This is a genomic window from Povalibacter sp. (assembly GCF_036520495.1).
GTDB lineage: Bacteria > Pseudomonadota > Gammaproteobacteria > Steroidobacterales > Steroidobacteraceae > Steroidobacter.
Map to the genome: position 1 here is coordinate 118,518 of NZ_DATDJO010000067.1, position 24,148 is coordinate 142,665.

22 protein-coding genes are annotated in these 24,148 nt (G+C 62.5%); 13 read left to right on the top strand and 9 right to left on the bottom strand.

Annotation, left to right across the window (positions count from 1 at the left end; genetic code table 11):
* Positions 1-104 precede the first annotated feature (104 nt).
* The gene (locus tag VIZ63_RS23150; RefSeq protein WP_331612187.1) at positions 105-512 is read left to right on the top strand and encodes a phosphate-starvation-inducible PsiE family protein; all 408 of its coding nucleotides are present in this window, start codon (positions 105-107) and stop codon (positions 510-512) included.
* Here the strand turns inward: VIZ63_RS23150 and VIZ63_RS23155 are convergent.
* From VIZ63_RS23155 to VIZ63_RS23165, 3 genes are all read right to left on the bottom strand, one after another.
* Entirely contained in the window at positions 475-1,260 is a 786-nt protein-coding gene (locus VIZ63_RS23155) for a LytTR family DNA-binding domain-containing protein (protein ID WP_331612188.1), read from the bottom strand. The two genes, VIZ63_RS23150 and VIZ63_RS23155, sit on opposite strands and share 38 nt — an antisense overlap.
* Positions 1,257-2,348, bottom strand: a complete 1,092-nt coding sequence (locus VIZ63_RS23160) for a sensor histidine kinase (RefSeq protein ID WP_331612189.1) — start codon at positions 2,346-2,348, stop codon at positions 1,257-1,259. Before VIZ63_RS23160 ends, VIZ63_RS23155 begins: the two co-directional genes overlap by 4 nt.
* A 160-nt stretch (positions 2,349-2,508) precedes the next feature.
* On the bottom strand, positions 2,509-3,762 hold the full coding sequence (locus tag VIZ63_RS23165) for a D-amino acid dehydrogenase (RefSeq protein ID WP_331612190.1): 1,254 nt from the start codon (positions 3,760-3,762) through the stop codon (positions 2,509-2,511).
* 109 nt (positions 3,763-3,871) lie between these two features.
* Between VIZ63_RS23165 and VIZ63_RS23170 the strand changes: the two genes are divergently transcribed.
* The 4 genes from VIZ63_RS23170 to VIZ63_RS23185 all read left to right on the top strand — a co-directional run bounded on the left by VIZ63_RS23170 (position 3,872) and on the right by VIZ63_RS23185 (position 10,955).
* Positions 3,872-5,182: an aspartate aminotransferase family protein gene (locus VIZ63_RS23170; RefSeq protein WP_331612191.1), complete on the top strand. Its 1,311-nt coding sequence runs from the start codon at positions 3,872-3,874 to the stop codon at positions 5,180-5,182.
* A 152-nt stretch (positions 5,183-5,334) separates the two neighbouring features.
* Complete coding sequence (locus VIZ63_RS23175) at positions 5,335-6,897, top strand: aldehyde dehydrogenase family protein (RefSeq protein WP_331612192.1); 1,563 nt, start codon at positions 5,335-5,337, stop codon at positions 6,895-6,897.
* Positions 6,898-7,021: 124 nt separating this feature from the next.
* On the top strand, positions 7,022-8,344 hold the full coding sequence (locus VIZ63_RS23180; RefSeq protein WP_331612193.1) for an acetyl ornithine aminotransferase family protein: 1,323 nt from the start codon (positions 7,022-7,024) through the stop codon (positions 8,342-8,344).
* A gap of 109 nt (positions 8,345-8,453) precedes the next feature.
* Positions 8,454-10,955, top strand: a complete 2,502-nt coding sequence (locus VIZ63_RS23185; protein WP_331612194.1) for a CehA/McbA family metallohydrolase — start codon at positions 8,454-8,456, stop codon at positions 10,953-10,955.
* Between the two features lie 17 nt (positions 10,956-10,972).
* Here VIZ63_RS23185 and VIZ63_RS23190 read toward each other — a convergent pair whose 3' ends face one another.
* Together VIZ63_RS23190 and VIZ63_RS23195 are read right to left on the bottom strand one after the other, a co-directional pair.
* Positions 10,973-11,377, bottom strand: a complete 405-nt coding sequence (locus tag VIZ63_RS23190) for a hypothetical protein (RefSeq protein WP_331612195.1) — start codon at positions 11,375-11,377, stop codon at positions 10,973-10,975.
* Between the two features lie 89 nt (positions 11,378-11,466).
* Positions 11,467-12,366: a hypothetical protein gene (locus VIZ63_RS23195; protein ID WP_331612196.1), complete on the bottom strand. Its 900-nt coding sequence runs from the start codon at positions 12,364-12,366 to the stop codon at positions 11,467-11,469.
* Between the two features lie 267 nt (positions 12,367-12,633).
* Here VIZ63_RS23195 and VIZ63_RS23200 point away from each other — a divergent pair, with 267 nt between their 5' ends.
* Positions 12,634-13,041: a response regulator transcription factor gene (locus VIZ63_RS23200; RefSeq protein ID WP_331612197.1), complete on the top strand. Its 408-nt coding sequence runs from the start codon at positions 12,634-12,636 to the stop codon at positions 13,039-13,041.
* Positions 13,028-13,435, top strand: a complete 408-nt coding sequence (locus VIZ63_RS23205; RefSeq protein ID WP_331612198.1) for a methyltransferase family protein — start codon at positions 13,028-13,030, stop codon at positions 13,433-13,435. The genes VIZ63_RS23200 and VIZ63_RS23205 overlap by 14 nt, the downstream gene beginning before the upstream one ends.
* Positions 13,436-13,694: 259 nt before the next feature.
* Here the strand turns inward: VIZ63_RS23205 and VIZ63_RS23210 are convergent, their stop codons facing one another.
* A complete protein-coding gene (locus VIZ63_RS23210; RefSeq protein ID WP_331612199.1) occupies positions 13,695-14,003 on the bottom strand; it encodes a hypothetical protein in 309 nt (102 codons plus the stop codon).
* A 360-nt stretch (positions 14,004-14,363) separates the two neighbouring features.
* Between VIZ63_RS23210 and VIZ63_RS23215 the strand changes: the two genes are divergently transcribed.
* Entirely contained in the window at positions 14,364-14,540 is a 177-nt protein-coding gene (locus VIZ63_RS23215) for a hypothetical protein (RefSeq protein ID WP_331612200.1), read from the top strand.
* Positions 14,541-14,579: 39 nt separating this feature from the next.
* On the opposite strand, the gene VIZ63_RS23220 is transcribed toward VIZ63_RS23215, so the two are convergent.
* Positions 14,580-16,151, bottom strand: a complete 1,572-nt coding sequence (locus VIZ63_RS23220) for a hypothetical protein (protein ID WP_331612201.1) — start codon at positions 16,149-16,151, stop codon at positions 14,580-14,582.
* A 209-nt stretch (positions 16,152-16,360) separates the two neighbouring features.
* Here VIZ63_RS23220 and VIZ63_RS23225 point away from each other — a divergent pair, with 209 nt between their 5' ends.
* Together VIZ63_RS23225 and VIZ63_RS23230 are read left to right on the top strand one after the other, a co-directional pair.
* Complete coding sequence (locus tag VIZ63_RS23225) at positions 16,361-16,489, top strand: hypothetical protein (protein ID WP_331612202.1); 129 nt, start codon at positions 16,361-16,363, stop codon at positions 16,487-16,489.
* 56 nt (positions 16,490-16,545) lie between these two features.
* Positions 16,546-16,830, top strand: coding sequence for a hypothetical protein (locus VIZ63_RS23230; protein ID WP_331612203.1), 285 nt, complete (start codon positions 16,546-16,548; stop codon positions 16,828-16,830).
* A gap of 10 nt (positions 16,831-16,840) precedes the next feature.
* Here the strand turns inward: VIZ63_RS23230 and VIZ63_RS23235 are convergent, their stop codons facing one another.
* Together VIZ63_RS23235 and VIZ63_RS23240 are read right to left on the bottom strand one after the other, a co-directional pair.
* The gene (locus tag VIZ63_RS23235) at positions 16,841-18,241 is read right to left on the bottom strand and encodes an alpha/beta hydrolase (RefSeq protein WP_331612204.1); all 1,401 of its coding nucleotides are present in this window, start codon (positions 18,239-18,241) and stop codon (positions 16,841-16,843) included.
* A 241-nt stretch (positions 18,242-18,482) separates the two neighbouring features.
* On the bottom strand, positions 18,483-19,616 hold the full coding sequence (locus VIZ63_RS23240) for a P1 family peptidase (RefSeq protein WP_331612205.1): 1,134 nt from the start codon (positions 19,614-19,616) through the stop codon (positions 18,483-18,485).
* Between the two features lie 47 nt (positions 19,617-19,663).
* Here VIZ63_RS23240 and VIZ63_RS23245 point away from each other — a divergent pair, with 47 nt between their 5' ends.
* From VIZ63_RS23245 to VIZ63_RS23255, 3 genes are all read left to right on the top strand, one after another.
* The gene (locus VIZ63_RS23245; RefSeq protein WP_331612206.1) at positions 19,664-21,013 is read left to right on the top strand and encodes an amino acid permease; all 1,350 of its coding nucleotides are present in this window, start codon (positions 19,664-19,666) and stop codon (positions 21,011-21,013) included.
* 105 nt (positions 21,014-21,118) lie between these two features.
* Entirely contained in the window at positions 21,119-23,161 is a 2,043-nt protein-coding gene (locus VIZ63_RS23250) for an FAD-dependent oxidoreductase (protein ID WP_331612207.1), read from the top strand.
* A gap of 149 nt (positions 23,162-23,310) precedes the next feature.
* The gene (locus VIZ63_RS23255; RefSeq protein ID WP_331612208.1) at positions 23,311-23,958 is read left to right on the top strand and encodes an energy transducer TonB; all 648 of its coding nucleotides are present in this window, start codon (positions 23,311-23,313) and stop codon (positions 23,956-23,958) included.
* The last annotated feature ends 190 nt before the right edge of the window (positions 23,959-24,148 follow it).

Consider the following 24,148-nt stretch of genomic DNA (forward strand, 5'->3'; position numbering starts at 1 on the left):
CGCAAGGTGCGGCTTGTAATTGCGCAGCAACCGACATGAAATCCTGCGCAGACCGATCGCACGAAACCGGACAGAGGGACGGTGTTGACGATCGCCGTCGCCGAATGTGCTACCTGCTGTACGAGGCGATCGCGAAGCAGTTTGCGAGCGCACAGGGCGTGCTCGTCGTCGGCTCGGTTCCGCACCTGCAGCGTGCGATCCAGGGTGCATTCGCCGGCGTGCTGCTGATCATCCTGGGGCTCGAGTTGCTCGACACGCTGAAAACCTATTTCACGGATCATCGGCTGCGGCTGGAGATCATTCTCATCGTTGCGACCATCGCCTTGGGCCGGCACATCATCGTGCTCGATTTCGATCGCGTGACGGGTGACCTGTTGCTGGATATCGCAGCGTTGACGCTGGCCGTGACCGGCGGGTACTACCTCGTTCGCCGGGCCGGTCGCATCAGGGATGTTCCATCGTCGCCGACTGACGCTACATCTGCCGGAACAGGTGCAGATAGCTGCGACTGACCGGCAGGACTTCATCGCGTCCCTTGATATGAATGTCCGCGGTTTCATTCTCGCCGCGGATCACATGCCGGATCGCCTGCAGATTCACGGCCGCCGAGCGATGCACCTGGACGAACTGTGACGGATCGAGCTGCGCGATCAGTTCCTTGAGCGGTGTGCGCACGATGGCTTCCTGCGGTGCGCCACTGTCATCGCGCCACGCGACCCGCGTGTATTTCTCATCGGATCGCAGGTAGTCGATGTCCTCGGTGGGAATGAGTCGCACCGTGGGTCCGATGGATGCACGGATCCAGCGCAGCGGGGCAGGCGACGAGTCGGGTCGCAGCGCCTGCGTGAGCTGTTGCAGCAGGGCGTCTGTGTTCAGCGCCGGTTGTGCGGCCCGCAGCCGCTCCTGCAGTCGGGCGACGGTATCCGCAAGACGCGCGGGCTCGACCGGCTTGACCAGGTAGTCGAGCACACCCTGCGAAAACGCCTGCACCGCGTACTGATCGTAAGCCGTGACGAAGACGAGATGCGCACGCCGGCCGATATGACGAGCCGCCTCGATGCCGGTCATGCCGGGCATGTGCACATCGAGAAAGCAGATATCCGGCAGATGACTCTCGAACAGTTCGACCGCTTCGCGTCCATTGCGTGCCTGCGCCACGATCCTGAGGTCGGGCCACTCACGCAGCAGCATCCTCTCCAGGGCATCGCGCAACAGCGGCTCGTCGTCGGCAAGCAGGGCAGTCGGATGCTGGGTAGTCATGGCGGGTTTTCCGACGCGGGCAGGTCGAGTTCCGCACAGACGCCGTGCGGCTCGACGGCGTGCAGTCGCAGTTGCGCGTTGCCACCGTAGGCAAGGCGCAGCCGTTCTCGCAATGTCGACAGGCCTGTTCCCAGGCCGTCGCTGTTCGATTGCAGGCCCACGCCGGTATCACTGACACGGATGATGCAGCGATCTGCTCGCAGCAGCACGTCGATGTCGATGCGACCGCCTTCCTCGCTCGGGTCGATACCGTGCCGCACCGCGTTCTCCACCAGCGTCAGCAATGTCATCGGTGGACAGGAAAGGTCGCGAGCGGTCGGGTCGACGCGCAACGAGAATTGCAGGCGATCCGGGATACGCATCTGCATCACGTCGAGATATGCCCGCACCAGCTGCAACTCATGGTCGAGTGTCGATGAGGGGGCGTGCATGCGCGGCACCGCGGCGCGCAGATACGCGATCAGGCTCGCCAGCACTCGTGAAGCGTGCGGCGATCCACTGTCGACGAGCGCCTGGACATTCGCGAGCGTATTGAAAAGAAAGTGCGGCTCCACTTGCGCCTGGAGCAGACGCATCCGCGCATCCAGCGCGCTGTGCTCGAGCTGGCTGCGTTCGAGCTGGAAGGCAAGCGCCTGTTCGCGTGCGAACGCGTCGCGCTGTTTCAGCATTGCACCGACGGCGATCCACGGAGCAAACAGGATGCCGGTGAACGTCAGCGTGGCATAACCCATCGCCATCGAGCGCCTGGCGTCCTCGGAGAACTTCTCGTAGTCCTTGATAGTGAGCGTGTAGGCGAGCATGGACGCAAAGGGGATGACGATGACGATTGCGACGAGCTGCAGAACTGACCGGGCCAGCCAGGTCGGCAGGCGACGCGGCCATTGCTCGAAGACACCGAAGGCAAGCATGACGGCGAAGCCGACGATCAATGCGCGCACCAGGACGATGATCGTCGCCGTCTCGTTGGGGAGGCTGATCAACAAGCCGAGCACGCCGGATGCGATCAGTGTGACTCGTACACGCCCCCAGCCGAACAGGCGCGCAAGGCCACGCGGCACGGATGGAGCGGAGGCGGCCGAGGAGGGCATGGGTCGACTATAGACCAACGATTGTGCAGCCTCACGCAGCCAGCCGGCATCGATCGAGCGGGTTGTTACGGTTCATCCGGGCAGAGCGTCGTTCATGCCGTGACGACGCTGCTGGTCGCATCGTCGCTCGGGAACGCGGGAGCACACGATCCCCCCGCCGTCAGCGATACCGCGCCAGGCTCAAGCCGCTGACATCGATATCGGGTTCTCTGCCGGAGATCAGATCCGCGATTACACGGCCCGAGCCGCACGCCATCGTCCAGCCCAGTGTTCCGTGGCCGGTGTTGAAGTAGAGATTCGAATAGCGGCTGCGGCCGACGATCGGTGTGCCGTCGGGCGTCATCGGTCGCAAGCCGGTCCAGAACGTCGCCTGGGTCACATCGCCAGCCCGTGGGAACAGGCCGCGCAGTGAAAGTTCGAGCGTGGCGCGCCGCGATTCGTGCAGTCGTGAGTTGAATCCGGACAGTTCGGCGGTGCCGCCGACACGGATGCGGTCGCCCAGCCGCGTGATCGCGACTTTGTAGCTCTCGTCCATGACCGTCGATTGCGGCGCGGTCGCGGCATCCACGATCGGAACGGTGATCGAGTAACCCTTGACGGGATAGATGGGCAGGTCGATCCCCAGCGTTCGTCCCACCGGCGTCGAAAAACTGCCGAGGGCCATCACATATATATCTGCTTCGGATCGGCCACGGCTGGTACGAACGCCTGTGATGCGATCGCCCTCCCGATCGATTCCCTCGATACGGGTGCCGTAGTGAAACTGGACGCCCTGCTGCTGCGCCATGGCGGCGAGTCGCTGCGTGAACAGGTGGCAGTCGCCGGTCTCATCCTGCGGCAATCGCAAGCCGCCCACGATGATCGGACGAACCTCCGCAAGGCCAGGCTCTGCACGGATGCATCCGTCCGGGTCCAGCATTTCATACGGCACGCCAAGCTTGTGCAGCACCGCGACGTCATCCGCTGCGCCGTCGAGTTGCTTCTGTGTCCGGAACAGCTGCAGCGTTCCCTGCGAACGTTCGTCGTAGGCGATGCCGGGGTCGGCGCGCAGCTGTCGCAATACGTCGCGGCTGTACTCCGCGATCGGCACCATCCGGCTCTTGTTGATGGCGTAGCGTTCGGTCGTGCAGTTGCGCAGCATCTGCGCGACCCAGCGCCACTGAGCCGGATCCAACTGCAGGCGCATGACCAGCGGTGCATGACGTTGAAACAGCCACTTCATCGCCTTGACGGGCATGCCAGGTCCGGCCCAGGGCGAGGCATAGCCTGGTGAGATCTCACCGGCATTCGCGAAACTGGTTTCGAGGGCGGCGCCCGGCTGCCGATCGATCACCTCGACCTGATGGCCGCTTTTGGCCAGGTACCAGGCTGAAGTCACGCCGATGACGCCGCTGCCCAGCACGATGACTTTCATTCGCGTCCTGACCCCATTGCCGATCGATCGGGAAGGAGATACACCATCTCCGGTTCCATCATCACCGAATGCGCCACAAAACGCATCTCGTCCGCGGAGCGTCCGGCAAATGTATCCAGAACAGCAGACGGTTCTGCACAGTTGGTGCAAGCAGTCGGAATGGTCCGCGCCGACCATCGTCGGCGGCGAGGGCGCCTGGCTGCACGCCGAAGACGGGCGCCGCATTCTCGATATGAGCAGTCTTGCCGAGTGCAGCAACCTCGGGCATCAGCATCCGCACGTGATCGCAGCGATCCGCCGCCAGGCAGAGCAGCTGTGTTTCGTCAACAGTGCGTGGGGCGCACGTCCACGGGCGCAACTGGCAGAGATGCTTCTGGAGCGCTCCGGCTTCGAAGGCGGACGCGTGTTCTTCACGCTGGCCGGTGCGGATGCGAACGAGAACGCAGTGAAGTTCGCGCGGCAGGCGTCCGGTCAACCCCGCGGCAAGATCATCACGCGTGATCGGTCCTATCATGGCGCCAGCTACGCGACCATGGCGCTATCCGGCGATACACGCACGCGTCACCAGGTCAGCCCGGACGACTTTGGTGTGATTCATGTACCGCCGCCGTATGCGTATCGTTGTCCCTTCGATAGCAGGACGCCGCAGGAGTGCGGTGAACGCAGCGCCCGCTGTGTAGCGGATCTCATCGATGAGCGCGGATCGGAGCAGATCGCCGCGGTCATGATGGAACCCAATGCCGGCACGAACGGCATCGTCGCACCGCACAGCTACTGGCCGGCGTTACGCACACACACGCTGGAGCGTGGTGTGTACCTGATCGCGGACGAAGTGATGAGCGGCTTCGGACGTTGCGGCGAATGGTTCGCATGGCAGCGGTATGGCGAAGCAGGTCGTCCCGACCTCATGACACTCGCGAAAGGACTGACCGGCGCCCACGTGCCGCTCGGCGCCGTCGTGCTCTCCTCGCGAATCTCGCAACGGCTCGAACACGAGATGTTGTATACCGGCCTGACCTACTGCGGCCATCCGCTGGCCTGTGCAGCGGGCATTGCCGCCATCGAAGCCTATGAACGAGAAGATCTGATTGCACGTTCGCGTGCGCTGGGCGCACAGTTACTCCAACGCCTGTGCGGGTTGCAGGCAAAGCATCCGGTGATCGGGGATGTGCGCGGCGGTGACGGGCTGTTTGCCGTTGTCGAACTGGTGCGGGACCGCAGCAGCAGAGAACCGCTCAGTTCCTGGCCCGAGGTGCACCCGGCGTTGCGTCGATTGGTGAAGTCCGCGTTGGATCGGGATGTGTCCTTCGCCTTCCGCGGCAACCTGATCCTGCTCGCACCTCCCCTGGTGATTCAGGAAAAAGAACTGCAGGACGCACTGTCGTTGCTGGATGAGCTGCTTGTGGAGATGAAGATCTGACATCGGAGCGAGCAGTGGGTTCGGCCTACTCGGCATCAGGGGAGGAAAAGCGGAAGATCTCCACGGGGGTCACGGGGTGACACGGGGCAAGAGACGGATTCTCCACCCCGTGCTTCCCCGTGACCTCCGTGGAAAGTCTTATCTCTTACCTTATGTACAAGCTCACCTATTCAACGATGTTCGATCCGCCAGCCGAAATGCACACGCGTTTCGAGGCGGCACTGCAGGACGTGCGTGCGCAGATGGGCGGTCGGCACGCATTGTTCATCGATGGCGCAGATGTGCACGCCGGGCAGCATCGCGAGAAGCGCAGTCCGATCGATCGCGACTGGCTGCTGGGATCGTTCCCGCAGGCGACGGCCGATGATGTCGATCGGGCCATGCAGGCAGCGCACAAGGCGTTGCCATCGTGGCGCGCTACGCCGGTTGCCGAACGCACCCGGTTGCTGCGCCGGGTTGCGCAGCTGATCGAGGAGCGCGTCTATCACATCGGTGCGGCACTCGCGCTCGAGGTGGGCAAGAACCGCATGGAAGCGCTGGGCGAAACCCAGGAGACGGCGGATTTCTTCAACGTCTATTGCGATGACTTCGAGAGGCAGGGTTTCGATCACGTTCTGCCGAATGATCCATTGCCGGACACCGTCTCGCGCAATCGCAGCGTGATGAAACCGTATGGTGCCTGGGTCGTGATTACGCCATTCAATTTTCCATTCGCGCTCGCCGGCGGTCCGGTTGCCGCTGCGCTCGTGACCGGGAACACTGTCGTCCTCAAATCGGCAAGCGATACGCCATGGTCCGGTCGACTGCTCGCCGATTGCCTGCGTGACGCCGGCATTCCCGCCGGCGTGTTCAATTACCTGAGCGGACCGAGCACGGCGATCGGCGATGCGCTGCTGCAGCATCCGCACCTTGCGGGGATCACGTTCACCGGCTCGTACGACGTTGGCATGCGCATTGCGCGCCAGATGAGCGCCGGGCGCTATCCGCGTCCCGTCATCGCGGAGATGGGAGGCAAGAACGCCTGCATCGTGACTGCGAAGGCAGATCTGGAACGCGCAGCTGCAGGCATCGTGCGCAGCGCTTACGGGATGGGTGGCCAGAAGTGCTCGGCACTCTCGCGACTCTACGTGGAGTCGGTCGTTGCCGATGAGTTGTCGCAACGCCTGCAGGCGAAGATCGCAGCGATCGGCATCGGCGATCCGACGCGCGCGGAAAACTGGTTCGGACCCGTTGTGAACGAGACTGCATATCGCAAGTATGCGGGCTACACGCAGCAGTTGCGAAGCCGTGGCGCCAAAATCCTTGCCGGGGGCAAGGTGCTGGCCGAAGGCGACTATGCGAAAGGTTTCTTCGTTACACCGACGCTGGCGGAAGCCGCACCGGACGATCCGCTGTGGCGCGAGGAGATGTTCCTGCCCATCCTGACGATGCAGCGAGTGCGCGATCTGGATGCAGGCCTGTCTCTGGCCAATGATTCCGACCTGGGTCTGACGGCGGGCATGTATGGATCGAACGAGGAGGTGCAGTACTTCTTCGATCGCATCGAAGCCGGCGTCACCTATGCGAATCGACCGCAGGGCGCGACGACGGGCGCCTGGCCGGGCTACCAGCCATTCGGTGGCTGGAAGGGTTCAGGCAATACCGGCAAGGCCATCGCTTCGTTTTACTATCTCGCGCAATACATGCGTGAGCAGTCGCAGACGTTGGTGGAGTGAAGGACGACGCAGGTACACAAAGCAGCGCAAATCGAGAATTTTCAGCACGGAGATTCTTGTGCTCCTTTGTGTCCTTTCCGTCTCCTCCTCTCATCTGGTTCCCGTTCTTCGTTGAGTGACGATCATGCAATCCGCACATATCAAGACTCCGCTTCCCGGTCCCAAGGCTCAGGCGTTGCTGAAGCGCGATGCGCTCGTCACGTCGCCTTCGTATCCGCGTGACTATCCGTTCGTCATGTCGCATGGCAAGGGTGCGGAGGTCTGGGATGTCGATGGCAATCGCTTTCTCGATTTCGCTGCCGGTATTGCGGTGTGCTCGACGGGCCATAGTCATCCGGCCGTCGTGCAGGCGATCAAGGACGCGGCGGATGAGTTCCTGCACATCTCCAGCGACTACTGGCACGAACGCCAGACGGCACTCGCGGAGAAGATCAATGCCGTGAATCCGATGGGCGAGCCGGTGATGAGCTTCTTCTGCCAGAGTGGCACCGAGGCGGTCGAAGGTTCGCTGAAGCTCGCCCGCTACGTCACGGGACGATCGCGCTTCATTGGTTTTCTCGGCGGCTTCCACGGCCGCACGATGGGTTCGCTGTCATTTACGTCGAGCAAGTACACGCAGCAGAAGGGCTTCTTTCCGACGATGCCGGGCGTGACGCATGTTCCGTATCCCAATTCCTACCGGCCATTGTTCGCCGGCGAGGATCAAGGCGCAGCCGTGCTCAACTACATCGAGAACGTGTTGTTCAAAGCGAACGTCCCCGCGCAGGAAGTTGCAGCGATCCTGATCGAACCCATTCAGGGAGAAGGCGGTTACCTGGTGCCCCCGGACGGGTTCCTGCAGGGACTGCGCAAGTTGTGCGACCGGCACGGCATCCTGTTGATCTTCGACGAAGTGCAATCGGGAGTCGGACGCACGGGAAAGATGTTCGCCAGCGAACACTTCGGTGTGGCGCCCGACATCATGTCGCTCGCGAAAGGCCTGGGCTCCGGTCTGCCCATCGGCATGGTCGTCGCGAAGAAAACGCTGATGGAGAAGTGGCAGCGCGGCGCACACGGCAATACCTACGGCGGCAATCCGCTGTGCTGTGCGGCGGCGCTCGCAACACTCGATCTGGTCGACACGCAGTACAGGGCGAATGCCGCCGAAGTCGGCACGTACTTCATGAATCAACTGCGCGATCTGCAGGGGCGGTTTCCGTGCATCGGCCACGTGCGCGGCAAGGGGTTGATGCTCGGCATGGAACTGGTCGAAGACCGCAGCAGCAAAATACCAGCCACCAAACTCTGCGACGCCGTCGTCAATCGCGCGTTCCACAACGGCCTGCTGCTGCTGTCGTGCGGCCAGAGCACCATCCGCTTTATGCCGCCGTTGATGATCTCCAGAACACATGTCGATGAGGCACTGGCGATTCTCGCGGCGTCTCTCGAGGACGCGCAGAATCAATAAAGAGAAGTACCCGCAAAGGGCACAAAGCGGAAGGGGAGGCGGGGTGGCATTTTCAACTTGGTCTACCGGTCTTCCGTCCGTTTTGCGCGTTTTGTGCCTTTTCGCGGCCATGTTCTTCGTTCACCCCGGCCCGGCCTACGCAGCGCGCCAAACGGTACTGAAGCAGATCGATCTGCCGCACAACTATTACTACCGCGAGATGCTGCTGCCGCAGCTGACAAGTGGTCCATCGAGCGTGGATTTCTCGCCTGACGGTAAATCCCTGGTCTACAGCATGGCGGGATCGCTGTGGCAACAGGGGATCGCCGGCACCACGGCGGTGGAGGTGACGCACGGCCCCGGCTACGACTTTCAGCCGGACTGGTCGCCCGACGGCAAGCGTGTCGTCTTTGTCCGCCACCACCGGAATGCGATCGAGCTGTGGCAGCTGGATCTCGAGACGATGAAGGAATTGCCGCTCACGCAGGGCGGAGCCGTGAATCTGCAGCCGCGCTACTCGCCCGACGGCCGTCGCCTGGCGTATGTCTCGACGGCGGGCACAGGGCACTTGAATCTGTTCGTCGCCGAACTGGGCGGTACTGGCCTGACGCAGCCACGATTCGCCGTCCCGCCGAGTCAGAGCCGGATCTCGCGCTACTACTACTCGACGCACGATCACGCCATCAACCCGTCCTGGACTCCCGATGGTCAGCAGCTCGTCTTCGTATGGAATCACGAAGTGGCCTATGGCAGTGGCAGCCTTTGCGTCGTATCGCTGCAGGAGGCCGCGTCGCCGCGCTGTTTCAACAACGAAGAGACCAGCTGGCGCGCGCAACCGGAAGTAGCGCCGGATGGCAAGCGTGTCCTCTACAGCAGTTACCAGGGCCGGCAGTGGCATCAGCTCTGGCTGACGACGCTCGCGGGCGATGCCGCGTTGCCGCTGACCTTCGGCGATTTCGATCTTACGCAGGCACGCTGGTCGCCGGACGGCAAGCGCATTGCCTACATCAGCAACGAAACGGGTAACGTTTCACTGTGGCTGCAGGAGTTTATTGGCGGCGAGCGCCGGCGCATCGAGCCGGAGGCGCGCAAGCATCGTCGTGCGATGTCGACCTTGCGCATCAACGTCGCGAATTCACGGGGCGAGACGCTGGCAGGTCGCATCAGCGTCGTGGGAAGCGATCAACGTGCCTACGCATCCGATGACCGCTGGATTCATGCGGACGACGGATTCGATCCAGAGCAGCAACACGAGGAAGCCCGCTACTTCCACTGTTCAGTCACGTGCGACGTCACCGTTCCAACCGGCACGACGCGCGTGACAGTGTGGCGAGGACAGCGATTCTCACCGGTGCAGAAGACCGTCCAGGTCCGCTCAGGTGTCAACGAAGTGCGCGTACAACTCGATGAGTTGGCGCTGCCTGCATGGGCGCCGAATGCCGTTACCGCGGATCTGCACGTCCACATGAACTACGGCGGTCACTATCACGCGACATTGCCGACGCTTGTCGGGCAGGCGTCCGGAGAAGATCTCGACGTTGTCTACAACACGCTGGTGAACAAGGAACAGCGGGTGCCGGATACAGGGCTTTTCGGAACGCCGCCCGCAGAGGACGTGCCCGCGCTGATCTATCAGTCGCAGGAATATCACACGAGTTTCTGGGGACACCTTGGCTTGCTCGGACTCAAGGAGCACCTGCTGCTGCCAGGATTCAGCGCCTATCAGCACAGCGCTCTGAGCTCACCCTTTCCCCACAATGGGGTCATCGCCGATCTGGCGCATCGCCAGGGTGCGCTCGTGGGCTATGTGCATCCCTACGATTGGGCGATCGATCCGCTGAAGGAAAAATCGCTCACGCATGCCTTCCCTGCAGACGTTGCGCTGGGCAAGACCGACTACGTGGAAGTCGTCGGCTTCGCCGATCACAAGGCGACCGCCGCAGTCTGGTATCGATTGCTGAACCTCGGCTTCCGTGTTCCCACCGGTGCGGGCACCGACGCGATGACGAACTACGCCAGCTTGCGGGGTCCGGTCGGCATGAATCGGGTCTATCTGCACACGAAAGGCGCGAAGAGTTCAGATGCCGTACTGGAAGCGCTGCGAGCCGGTCGCAGTACTGCAAGCAACAGCGCGCAGCTGGCGTTGCAGGTCGACGGACACGATATCGGCGATACGATCGCTCTGCCAAAGGGTCTGCATCGGCTGAGTTTTCGTGCCGCGATGCGCTCGATCGCACCGATGGATCACCTGGAAGTGGTCCACAACGGCAAGGTCGTGGCAGCGCACCGCTTCGGCAAGGATCACACGCGGGCAGATTTCGACGGAGTCTTCACGGTCAGCAACAGCGGTTGGGTCCTGCTGCGCGCCTGGAATGAACGTGCCGATCCGCTCGTCTTCGATCTCTATCCGTATGCGACCACCAGTCCCGTCTACGTCAGTGTCGACGGTTCGCCGCCGAAGTCACCGCAGGATGCGTCGTACTTCGTTCGCTGGATGGATCGGATCATCGAGGCTGCGCGCTCGCGTGACGACTACAACGATGATCAGGAGCGGCGTCAGACGCTCGAATATCTGGACACGGCCCGCAGGAAGTTCGCAGCGATGGCTGCCCATTCACCTGGGTCCGAGTGAATACGGACTGTCCGGCGTTATTCGCACAGCCACCGTTCCGCATCGACGACATTCTGAAAACGGCGCACGTTGGCGCCGAGGTTGTTGGCCGCGAGTTCCACGAACTCGGCGCGATCGAGGCTGTGCTGCGGATTCGCATCCACGAAAGCGATGCGTCTCATGCGTGTGGCATCTGAAATTCGTTCGCAGATGATCGTGTAGAGGTCGCCGAAGTTCATGCTGGCTCCGGAGAAGTGGAGTTCCAGCAGGGCAGCATCGGTGCCGGACGCGGCGGCCGCCTCGGCGGCATCGCTCAGGAATCTCCGCAGGGCCTGCTCGGAATGGGGGCCGCTGCCGCGGATATGAACGAACGCGGTCTTCTGTTCGACGACGAAGCGATAAGCGGCTGTCGATTCAGCAGTGGAAGTGTCCGTCGTGACCATCGGCGGAGGATATCCCGAACCGTGCAGGTGCGTGTACACGTACACGGCGCACTTGCCTGTGCTCGTGTGTTGGCTTGGATGCGCTGCTGTCAGGTCGGATACCAGGGCCGCAGTTCCTCCGGACGCTGCCGCACATACGCGAGGACCTGGCGGCGCTTCTCGGGCCCGCGCCGACCTTCATCGACGCTCGTTTCCGTCCCGAAAAATTCCGGCATGCGATCCTGGATGCGCTCATAGATGCCGCGCCAGAGTTTCTTCAGGCCATGGACCGAAACGCCCAAGGGACCCATGAGTGCCTCATCGGATTCGTCGAACAGTGCGAGCCACAGCAGTCGGCGTTGCGAGGCCGAGAAGCCGAAGAGCGGCGGCTGATGTTCGAAGGCGTTGCGGGCCAGAGGGCCGGGAACGAGCGTGGCCGCCCGGGAGCGCGTGAGCCCATAAAACGCCAGCTTCTGGTCGGCGGATAGCGTGGCTACTAATGACTCATCGCGATACGGCAGCGGTTCAAAGCCCGATGCGGCGGCGACGAGATCGTGGCTGGCACCGGTTTCGTAGTAGATCGCCTGCTGGTTGTAGCCGTTGTGGAACGTGCGGAAGGTGTCATTGGCCGCGGCGATGACTTTCTGCACATACGGACTGGCGATATCGGGGTCGCGTTGCGAGAAGTGCATGATCAGCATGACCAGTTCGCCATGCGCATTGGCTTCACCGATCTCGCGATCGCTCATCGGTGCAAAGGAACCGTCGAGCAACGCCTCGTAAACACGTCGGGAAACGAAGGGCTCCGGCCGATCAGCGAGCGACAGTGCCTCTGCCAGCGATCGCGGCAGGATCATCGTCACGCCCCACGCCTGCAGGCGCTGTCCGGCCGGCAGTGCGAGGTCTTCGATCGCGGCAGTGATCAGCGATGGCTCGTCGACCAAGTCCTGCCACAACCGCGCCAGCGCCCGCGTCTGCGAAGTGGTCAGTCCGAGCCACGGCGGCAACAAGGTGAAGCAATCCGCCAGATCGCGTTGGGTGATCGGACGATAGCGGAGCCTGGGAATCGCGCGGACGCTCAGATGAATGATCCTTCCTGCCGGTGCGTGCGCCCGATTCTAGCGGACGATGCGGTCGTCTTTGTAGACGACCTGCCACTGCAGTGCGATGGCGGCACTGTCCGTTCGGCCAGGGCTCTTTTAGAGCCGGTCTCTTTTTGAGGATCGACGCTCGCGCTGGGCGTTCTTACGATGCACTCATTCCAGGGAGAACTCACCATGAATGTCGATTCCATACCGTTGGACGGGGCATCGCCCGATTCGTACCGCCGGATCCGCGAGGTGCTCGAGCGGGCACTGAACGAGACGCTCACGCGCGTGGCAGCGAGCGAAGGCCTCGATCGCCTGTTGCAGCAACTGCTGATCGAACGCAGGACCGAACCGGTCGCCGCACCCGCGCGTGGCCCGGCGTATCGCTTGCCGCTCAGCGCACGTGAACACGAGGTTCTGCGACGCATCGCGGCGGGCGATTCCAACAAGGAAATCGCCCGCACGTTCGGTCTCAGCCTGCACACCGTGAAGCGGCACGTGGCCAACATCCTGACCAAGCTGGGCGTTACTTCGCGCATCCAGGCAGCGTCATGGCTGCATAACCACCACCGATGCGACGCCCATGTTGTCCCCTGAGCGAATCCTGCAGACGAGTTTCGCCTTCCGCGCCTCGAAGATGCTGCTGTCGGCGGTGGAGCTCGGCGTATTCACGGAACTCGCGAAGGGACCCCGGTCGTTGCGCCAGCTGTGCCATACGCTCGGGTTGAACGAATGCGCTGCCCGGCAGTGGCTCGATGCGCTGGTGTGCCTGGGCTTTCTCGGGTGCGATGGCCCTGGCGAGCACGCCATCTATCTCAATACCCGTGAAGCCAGTCTTTTTCTGGATCGCAACAGTGCCGCCTATGTAGGCGCGTCGCTGGAGCAGACGGGAGGGCAGATATACGCCCGGTGGGACGCATTGATCGCGGCATTGCGCACCGATGGCGATCTCGATGCCTGGCGTTCGCATGTGGAGGTCGAACGCGGCTAGTGGAAACAACCACGATTTCACACCGCGTCAGATCTGGAAAGCCGGCCGGACTCACGTTCGGTTCTGCTGTTACTGGTCACTAGCCGCTACAATCCCGAGCCTCGGTACGCACCGTACCCGAGGTCACTTTCTGAGTTCCCGGCCGCCCATTCCGCGCCTGCGATTTCGCCCGACGGCTCGTGCCGATCTGCGTGAATGCTTCGAACTGCTGCCGGAATGGTTGGGTCTTGACCGTGGGTTGAGCGATTCGTTGCCCGATCTATGGCTGCGCCTCCTCGACGAGCCGGCCATCACCTCGACGCTGATGGAAGACCTGGCGCTGCCCGCCGGTCAGCGAATCCAGGGATGGGGATGGGATTTGGTGCTGCCCGGTACGTGGGTGCAGCAGGAACAACTCAACACTTGCCCCGCCGCCTATGTGATTCGTCGCATCTGCACAGGCGTTCTCGACGGAAACTTCAAGCTGTTGAGCGATGCCGAGATCGGCGCCGTCAATGCAGCGGGCCGTTTCCATTTCCTCAACTTCTATACGCAGCGGCGCAAGGATCTCGATGATCCCTATGTGCAAAGCGTCTTAATATCGCCAACGAAGCCTTCCGTGTCGCGGCCTCGGGCTACAACACCCAGGCTATGTACTTCGAGACCAGTGCGTATGACGCGCCGGCGATTGCCGCCGCGGGATTCCCGTTGCGGCCTACGCCAACGAAAGTTCGCTCGATGGACTCGCGGCGAATGCGCGGCCGGCATTCCTGAGCGTGACTCGCGAGGAGACACGCGCCAGTTTGCCGGGCACGTCGGTGAGGCACGTATTCGAGCATCATCCTCCCTTGTTTCGTTTCTCTGCCTCGCAGCGACGCTTGTTGTGGCTGGCCCTGTTCGACGAGAGCGATACCTATCTGGCGGAGCGGCTGGAAGTTTCGATCATGGGTTGAAGAAACTCTGGCGTGGGATCTACGAGCGCATCGAGCATCGAATGCCGGAGTTCTTCGGCGAGGCCAGCGGCGGCGACGAAGGCCGGCGTGGCCCTGAAAAGCGCCGCCAGGTGCTGGCGTATGTGCGGCAGCGTCCGGAAGAGCTGCGGGCCTGGGTGGAACGCGAGCAATGAATCGGGCCGACGGTTTCGCACCGCCGGCCCGGACTGCTCTTATTGCGCCGGCGTGATCATCCATCGCGCGATCGTGGTGCCGGTCAGGCTCCAATCCGCATGGACGTCATGGACGGGGACGTAGTTCGTGACATCGATGTCGTTCCCAGCGACGACGTCGCGCTCGCCCTCCAGCGTACCGCTGACCAACTGCTCCAGCGGAACAGGCTGGTCGTGCAGGTACAGCGAGCCGATACCCAGCGTGCCGCTCAGCATGTCGCCATTCTTGATCGTCGTGGCGTCCACCGCGAACGCGCTGTGCAAGTCGAATGTGCAGGTGGCGTAGTCGATCTTCAGCGTGATCAGGCTGGGTGCTAACGGTGCGCCGCTGCCGTCGAAAGTGCCCGAATAGCCGTCGCCGGAGGGCGGTGTATAGGAGAACGCGTCGTTGATCCTGACGAAGCCTCCCTGCAGCGGTTCGAGATAGGACGTCCAGACGCCAAAGGTGGGCCCGGTCTCGATCTTGGTCAGCCGACCTTTCAGTCGCCCCTGATGATTGCCGGCATGCGTCCGGTCCTCTGCTGACGCATTGAACCTGAAGCTGTCGAAGGACACTTCCGCATCGAATTTCTGTACTTCGCGCAGGCGATCGCAGGTGGCAGCCTCATCGAGGATGGTGACGTTGGCGACCAGCAGCAGATCTTCATTCGCGAGTTGCTTGTGGCGTGCCGATACGGCCACGACGTTGGGCGCGGGTTTGGTCGCCGGTGCGGTGTAGGTGGCATTGCGAGCCATCGGGTCGCCATTGCCGACGATGATGCCGTGACGAGCGCTGCCGCCAGGGGCGCCGTTTACCGACCATTCGCTGGTCAGGATGGATGCTGCGGGCGTAGTGAAACACTCCAGGGACACCGTCGGCACGGCCAGATCGCCGTATGGCGATTCCTTCTCTTCGTGTTCGTCGCAGACCACGGTCTGGAAGGTTACGCTCTGACCGACATTCAACGTCGCGGCATGCGGCAGCAACTGCACGCCTGCAACGAGCGACCAGTCGCTGAAGTGGGTGGTCGGCACCGACAGCGTTCGAGCCGCGGCATCGTGGGCGGGTTCGCGATAGGTATGCCATATTCGGGCAGCATCCTGGAACGCGATGGTCAGCGCGCGTGGATCGCTGCCGAGTGCATCGGCATCCGTATAGCGCCAGCGAACAGTCATCGGAATCGTCGTGTGCAGACCTTCGGGTGTGATGCGAAATGCGCGACCTTTCGCGCCGTGTGCCTCGTTGGTGATTTCCTGAATCGCGAGCGTGCGATCCGCATCGAACGCACCCGCCGGCACGTCGACGGTCAGCGTTCCATCTGCAGTCGAAAGTTGCCCGCCAGCGGCGCCGATGACGGCGCTCACGGCAGCGGCCACAGGGGTGCCGGTATCCGTAGGCAGGGGCGTATAGTCGTCGGGCGCATCGCCGGGTTCTTCTCCGGGAGTTTCACCGGGATCCGTTCCAGGATCGTCGCCGACCCCTGCGCCGTTGCCCGGGTTGGTGACCGGATCGGCATCGTTGTCGCCATCGCTGCTGCCACAGGCGGAAAGGAACAGCAGCGCACACAGCGCTGCAACCAGAGACCGTTGCATCGTCGTCGTCCTCGATCGGTGAATGTCCATGCAGTTTCTGCTGGCACCGCGCAGGTGCCATCGACCCGTGTGGCCAGCCAGAAGAGCCATGTGCGCATCGAAGATCAGCGTCGGCGAAGCTCTGTAGTCCTGGCAGTACGACACTCCTGTCCATGTGGCAGATGCCCGGTTCAGCCTAGGCTTGCATTCCCTTCAACCGGATCGTTGCCATGAGCCAACCTGATATTCAGTCGCGCATGTTTGCGGAATTGCGCAGCAAGGACATCTTCGAGCTGGCGCAGCGCAGCGGCCTGGACTATGTCGATGCTGCATCGTCATCGAGCTGTGGGCCACGCTGAAGTACCTCGGACGTTCAGGCATCGATGAAATGGTGCGCGGAATGCACGAGCGGGCGGTGCAGTTTGCAAGCGAGCTTGCTCAGGTTGGCGGATTCACCGTGCTCAACGATGTCGTCTTCAATCAGGTCGTCGTCCGATGCCAGAGCGACGAACTGACGGAACGCGCCTGCGCCCGCATCCAGGCGCTGCGCGAATGCTGGGTAGGCAACTCCACCTGGAAGGGCTCGCGCGTCATCCGCATCAGTGTCTGTTCGTGGGCCACGACGGCCGCCGACGTAACCCGATCCGTGCGATCGTTCGAGCAGGCCTTGCGCGACGTCGCCGCAAGCAGCCAATCCTGAACGGTCGGTATTACTTGGGCGGCCAGATGAAGTGGGCGTCACCGCGGTAATCGGGTGCCTCCACGTCACTGACCGAGAAATACAGACGAGTGTCGCTGCCCATCTGCACGGCTCGTTCCTGCGCACGCAGCGTTGCTCCCGCGAGATCGAGGCGACTCAACTGGGCGCGAATGCCAGTGCGCCCGATCAATGTGATTCCGGTCGCCGTGATCGTGGAATCGCTCGCATCGAGTGCGATGGCCGGAGATTCCACCGTCACTCGATCCATTGTCAGTGTCGATCGTTGCACGCGCAGTTCGCGCACCCGCGCGTTCTCGAGATGCGCATTGCTGCAATTGTCCAGCGTGAGTCGATCGAACATGCCGGAGTAGCGCTGGTTCGTCTGGCCGTTGCAGGTCACATCGCCCTGCGAGGGTCCGGCAATGCTCGGAGAGACCGGCGCGAACGGGCCGGCGAGCGACGAAAGCAACTCCCGGTTGAAAGCGTCCGGTCTCTGCAGCATCGGCACGTGCTGAGCGTCCGGAACGATACGCAGCTGCGCTTCATGCATGCGTGCGGCGAGCAGTCGCCCGGTTCTGATCGGCGTGATGTTGTCGTTCTCGCCCCAGATGATCACGGTCGGTGCGCGCACAGCGCGTATCGCACTCGTGAAATCATGCTCGACCAGTCCGAACGCGGCGTCGGCGTAGGTCTGCATGCCGAAGATCGCGCGACGCAACGCGGGGTTGGCGGTGAGCAGGAAGTTGACGTCGACGCGGTCCTCGATGAAATCCAGAGCCCGATCGGCGCTCATGTCCGGCGCCAGTACGCCGAGCAGGCCGAGTGCATCGATGCCTGTCGAGGCACGATTGGCTTCGATCAGTTGTCGGGTAAACACCTGTTGCAGCAACACGCCGGCGGCGTCGGCCAGCACGAGTCTGCGGATCCGCTGCGGATGCCGCTCGGCGTAATAAAGACTGACCGCCGCGCCGAGCGAATGGCCGACCAGGTGAAACTGTTGCAACTTCCGTTGTATCGCGACTTCTTCGAGTGCAGCGTCCAGGCCGGCAAAGGAATAGCCATCCGGCAAGGGCTCGGAGTCGCCGAAACCCGGCAGATCGACGGCAACCACGTGGAACTGCTTTGCAAGTTCAGGGACGGCGTACTTCCAGTCACGGTGTGCATTGTCGCCAAGGCCATGGACGAGCACGACCGTCGGGGCGCTCGCGTTGCCGGCTTCGGCAATCAGCATCTTGCGATCGGACGGGAGGCGCACGCACGAATAATCGACGTTTGCCAGTCGATAGGCTGGATCGATGTCGATGTGGCATTTCGGGATCGTGTCCTGCGAGAGCGCGGGCAACGCGGCTGCGACACAGAGCAGTATCGAAACTATTGCCCGGCGAATGAAATGGTCGATGCAAGTGTTCATTGTCCCATTGGGACGCATCGGCATCGCAAGAGTTCCGAGGGTTGGCGGTTGGGAAAATGGCGCTGCAGGGCGGGCTTCCCTCGGTGGGGATCGCTGGGATGGCAGTGACTCGAGTCGGGAAGTTGCATTTCCCTGATCCTCGTGTGGGTACGGCCTGAGCCGGAAATCTGTCGAATGCGGACGTTCGACTGAAGTCGAACCCACCAGAGGAAAGTCAGGCCACCTCGAGTCAGTCGTGGCGCTATCGCCCGTACTGCTTCAGCACCTTCTGCAGTTCCTTGTGATCGATCGCCACGGCCTTGTGACCATCCACCCCCGTCATCGTCGTTGCGGCAATCATGGCGTTGACGATGCTCTCTTCGACGGACTGCACGGTGGCGAGAAACAGCTCGTCCATCTGATCGTTGCCGAGCGCGCGCAGGTTTACTGTCGCGACCTGGCTGATGTTCCCGTTCGCGGTCGAGAAGGCGATGAAGATGTCTCCCGATCCATTGCCCGAATAGCTGCCGTTGCGCGCCAGGCCGAGTGACGCACGTCGCGCCAGGCGTTTGAGCTGATGCGGCAGGAGCGGCGCATCGGTGGCGATCACGACGATGATCGACCCATGGTCCTTCGGTTTGCTCCAGAGCAGATCGTTCTGCAGATGCTTGCCGACAGGAACGCCCGCGATGCGCAGTTCGCCGCGAATGCCATAGTTCGCCTGGACCAGCGAACCGACCGTGTATGTCGCGTCACCGATGCGTACCACTCGCGAACTGGTGCCCGTGCCGCACTTGAACTCGTGGCAGATCATGCCGGTGCCGCCGCCGACATTGCCTTCCGCGATTGCGCCACCTTTTGCGGACTCGATGGACGCGAACACATGCTCCGGCCTGATGTGAAACCCGTTGATGTCGTTGAGCTCGCCGTCCCAGGTCTCCGCGACCACGGGCAGCGACCACCAGTACCCCGACGCATCGGCGTTGCCTTGTTTCACGCGCCATGCGATTGCAGCATCCCGCACGACGCCGACGCTGTGGGTGTTGGTGATCAGGACCGGACCTTCCAGAAAGCCGGATTCCTCGATCCAGTGCGTACCGGTCATCTCGCCGTTGCCATTGAGGCTGAAGACGCCACCGAACACGGGTTGGTCATTCGTGGCGTTGCCGCGCGGCAGGATCGCTGTCACGCCGGTGCGGATGGCGTGTTCGCCGTCGCCTTCGATGAGAGTGCTGTAGCCGACCGTCACACCGGCGATGTCGGTGATCGCGTTGTATACGCCGGGTTGTCCATCGAATGGGATGCCGAGCCCGCGCGCTCGTGGCGAGTCCGCCAACACGGCGGCATTCAGAAGAAAGAACGCGACAGACGCACTCGCAAGCGTTAGTTTGTTCATGCGGGCTATTCAAACACGACTCTTCAGCGGGACGATACCGGCCACGCATGAACAACGCCCCCGGCAAGACTGACAAGATCGGCAAGATGGGCTTCTGGATGTGCCTGGCGCTCGTCGTCGGCAACATCATTGGCTCAGGCGTATTCCTGTTGCCGGCATCGCTCGCTCCGTACGGATTGAACAGCGTCTTCGGCTGGCTGATGACGGCGGCGGGCGCGCTGTTGCTCGCGTATGTCTTCTCGCGGCTCGCACGGGCCTTTCCGCAGGCTGGCGGCCCGTACGTGTATCCACGCGTCGCGTTCGGCGAACTCACGGGCTTCCTCATGGCATGGGGTTACTGGATTTCCTGCTGGGTTGGCAACGCAGCGATCGCAATCGGTGCCGTCGCAAGTCTCGCGGAGTTGATCCCGGCGCTGAAAACCACTGTCGGCGCGCCGGCCCTGACTGCCTGTGCGCTCATCTGGTTGCTGACGCTCCTGAACTGGCGCGGCGTTCGGTACGCCGGTGCTTTCCAGATCGTGACGACGGTCCTGAAGCTGCTGCCGCTGACCGCGGTGATCATTCTCGGCTGTACGCTCTTCATCGCGCAGGACACCTCGGTCATTCGGGTCGAGCCGCAGCCATTCGCGTTTCCCGCAGTCGCCGCTGCGGCCGCGCTGACCTTGTGGGCGTTGCTGGGGCTCGAGTCGGCGACGGTACCCAGCGACGATGTGATCGATCCGCAACGCACGATCCCCCGCGCGACGTTGATCGGTACGCTGATCGCTGCCGTGATCTACGTGCTCGCCTCGACGACGGTGATCCTGTTGATTCCCGGCAGCGAACTCGCCGAATCCAACGCGCCCTTCGCCGATGTCGTGCGTATCTTCTGGGGAGATCGTGCTGCCAGCACGCTGGCATTGTTCGCCTTCATCAGCGGGATCGGCGCGCTCAACGGCTGGATCCTGGTGCAAGGGGAAATGCCGCGCGTACTGGCGCGCGAGGGGATTTTTCCTGAAGTGTTTGCGCGCGATTCGAAGCACGGTACACCCGGCCATGCACTGTTCATCACCAGCGCGCTCATAACGCCCGTCGTCCTGATGAACTACAGCAACTCGATGGTGAGGATTTTCACATTCATCATCCTGATCGCCACGGCCGCTTTCCTCGTCGTGTACCTGCTGTGTTCTCTCGCGGCGCTGAAGCTGGCCTGGCGCGGCGAAATGGGTGTGAAGGGCGGCAAGCTGGTCACGCTGCTCATCGTCTCGTCCCTCGCTGCGATCTACTCGCTATGGACGCTCTACGGTGCCGGCGCCGAAGCCTTCTGGTGGTGCATGGCGCTGCTGGCGGCAGGCCTGCCGGTGTATGGGTGGATGAAGCGAGGGAAGCAGTTGATAGTGGAGAGAGTTGATAGTTGAGAGAGTTGATAGTTGAGAGAGTTGATAGTGAATAGTTGACAGTTGATAGTGTCGGAACAGGCAGGTGCGTCTCTTCAGCTATCCACTATCAACTATTCACTTCCCATGTACTCCCTCCTCTTCGAGCCCGTTCGCATCGGCCCCGTCGTGGCGAGGAATCGCTTCTACCAGGTGCCGCATTGCAATGGCATGGGCCACGCCATGCCGGAAGCGCATGCGGCCATGCGCGAAATGAAAGCCGAAGGTGGCTGGGCGGTCGTCAGCACGGAGGAATGCGAAATTCATCCGTCCGGCGATGTCTCGCCTTACGTGGAAGCGAGACTCTGGGACGACCGTGACATTCCGGCGCTGGCGCTGATGTGTGACAAGGTGCATGCGCATGGCGCGCTGGCTGCGGTCGAGCTGGTGCACAACGGTCCGACATCCTCGAATCTGTACTCGCGTGAAGTGGCGCTCGCGCCTTCGCATCAGCCGCTCAAGTATGGCTATCCGCATCAGGCGCGCGCGATGACCCTGCATGACATTCGCGAGTACCGTCGCTGGCATCGCGAGGCCGCGCTGCGGGCGAAGCGCGCCGGCTTCGATATCGTCTATGTCTACGCGGCTCACGATCTGTCGCTCGCGATGCATTTCCTGCAGAGCCGCCGCAACCAGCGCATGGACGACTACGGCGGTTCGCTGGAGAACCGTGTGCGATTGCTGCGCGAGCTGCTCGAAGACACGAAGGATGCGGTCGGCGATCGCTGCGCCGTCGCGCTGCGTTTTGCGACCGAGGAATTTCAGGGCTCCGCGGGGGTGACGCAGAAGGAAGCGCAGGAGATCGTGCACCTGCTCGCGGATCTGCCCGATCTGTGGGACGTGAACATCGCGGCCTGGTACATGGATTCGCAGACGTCGCGGTTCGCGCGCGAGGGCTACCAGGAGTCGTTCACGAGTTGGGTGAAGCAGATCACGAGCAAGCCCGTCGTCGGTGTCGGTCGCTTCACCTCGCCGGATACGATGGTGAGCCAGATCCGTCGCGGCGTGCTCGACATGATCGGCGCTGCACGACCCTCGATCGCCGATCCATTCCTGCCGAAGAAGATCCAGGAAGGCCGTGCCGATGACATTCGCGAATGCATCGGCTGCAACATCTGCATCAGCGGCGACATGACCATCACGCCGATCCGTTGCACCCAGAATCCGACGATGGGCGAGGAGTGGCGCAAGGGTTGGCATCCGGAACGCATTGCCGCCAGGCGCAGCGACCAGAGAATACTGATCGTCGGCGGCGGTCCCGCGGGCCTGGAAGCGGCGCGTGCGCTCGGCCAGCGTGGTTATGAGATCCATCTCGCCGAAGCGAAGCGTGATCTCGGTGGACGCGTGACGCTGGAAGCGAAGTTGCCGGGTCTTGCGGAATGGGCGCGCGTACGCGACTGGCGCGTGTCGCAGCTCAACAGGATGTCCAACGTCTCGATCTATCACGAGAACTCGCTGACCGCCGAGGATGTGCTCGGCTTCGATGCGCAACGCGTGGTGCTGGCGACCGGCAGTTGCTGGCGGCGTGATGGCTACGGTCGCAGCAACGGGGCGGCCATTCCGGGGCTCGATGCCGCCACGGTGTTCACGCCTGACGACTTGATGCGCGGAGCGATGCCGGAGGGGCCGGTACTGCTGTTCGATGACGACTACTTCTATATCGGCAGCGTGCTGGCGGAAGTGCTGCGCGCCGCGCAGCGCGAAGTCATCTATGTCACGCCCGATGACACGATCGCTTCCTGGTCGACCTACACCCATGAGTTCCGACACATACAGAGGCGCTTGCGGGAACTCGATGTGCGGCTCGTGACCTCGCACAATCTCGCGCTGGTCGATCGCGAAGGCGCAACGCTGGCATGTGTCTACACGGGGCGCGAGCAGCGCATCGCGTGTGCCTCGGTGCTCACGATCACCGCACGACTTCCGGACGATGCGTTGTATCAGTCGCTGCTGTCGCGGCAGTCGCAGTGGGCAGATGCCGGCATCGAAGGAGTCACTGCGATCGGCGATTGCCTCGCGCCGGGACTGATCGCCCATGCGGTTTACGCGGGTCATCGTTATGCGCAGGAGTTCGATGGGCCCGCAATCGAGGACGTGCCATTCCGCCGCCGGCTGCCGTTGAGTTCGTAACGCAGCGTTCTGCGCGAAGGCTCCTTGGTCGCCGTTCCCGCGCACGGGACTTGATCGGCAGTTACTCAGGAAATCCTGCGCTCGCTCTAACCCGCTGGCGCCGCGTCCGACGTTCGTATCTGGGTCAATCCACTTCTGCGGAGAGGCCCATGAGTGTGACCGTCAATGCATTCCCGCCGGTTCATGCATTCAATTCGTCGCGTGGTTGGGCGCTTGCCCTCATCGCGCTGATACATGTGGGATTTTTGTGGGCGCTGACCTCCGGTCTGGCGCGTTCGATCCTGCAGTTGCCGCCGCCGGTGACCAAGGCGTTCATCGAGGAGGCGCCGCGTCCTACGCCACCGCCGCCTCGCAATCCCGCGGATCCGCCCCTCGCCAGTCAGGTCTTCATTCCTGATATTCCCTTGCCCACGCCTCTGGACGATGCCTCCGACACCGCGCCACGCATCGTGACGCACGATCCACGGCCGTCCGTCCTGTCGGTGACGACACAGCCGGAGCGGCCCGGGCCGGTGGAAGTGGCTCCGCAAATCGATGCGCGCCGTGGACTCAGCGAGCCGGTTTATCCGTCCGCGCTGATTCGCCAGGGCATCGAGGGAACGGTGGTCCTGTCGGTGCAGGTGCTCGAGAACGGCCGGGTGGGTGAGGTGAGGATCGAGCGTTCCAGCGGCCAGCCAAAACTGGACGAGTCCGCGCTGCGCGAAGCGCGCAAGTGGCGACTGATTCCAGGCACCCGCGATGGCGTACCGGTCGTGTTGTGGAAGCAGATCCCGATCACGTTCCGGCTGCAGGATTGATGAGCTTGACCTGAGGAGATAGGGGTGGCCGGAGCGGAGCGTCCGGCTAAAGCCCAATGGCACTTACTTAAAGCCGGAAGCCGCACTCCTCTCGTCATTTGTGGGTCCGGCTTCAACCGGACATCCGAAGAATTCAGATGTTCGACTAAAGTCGAACCCACAATAAGAGGCTGAAAGAGCCTTAAGTAAG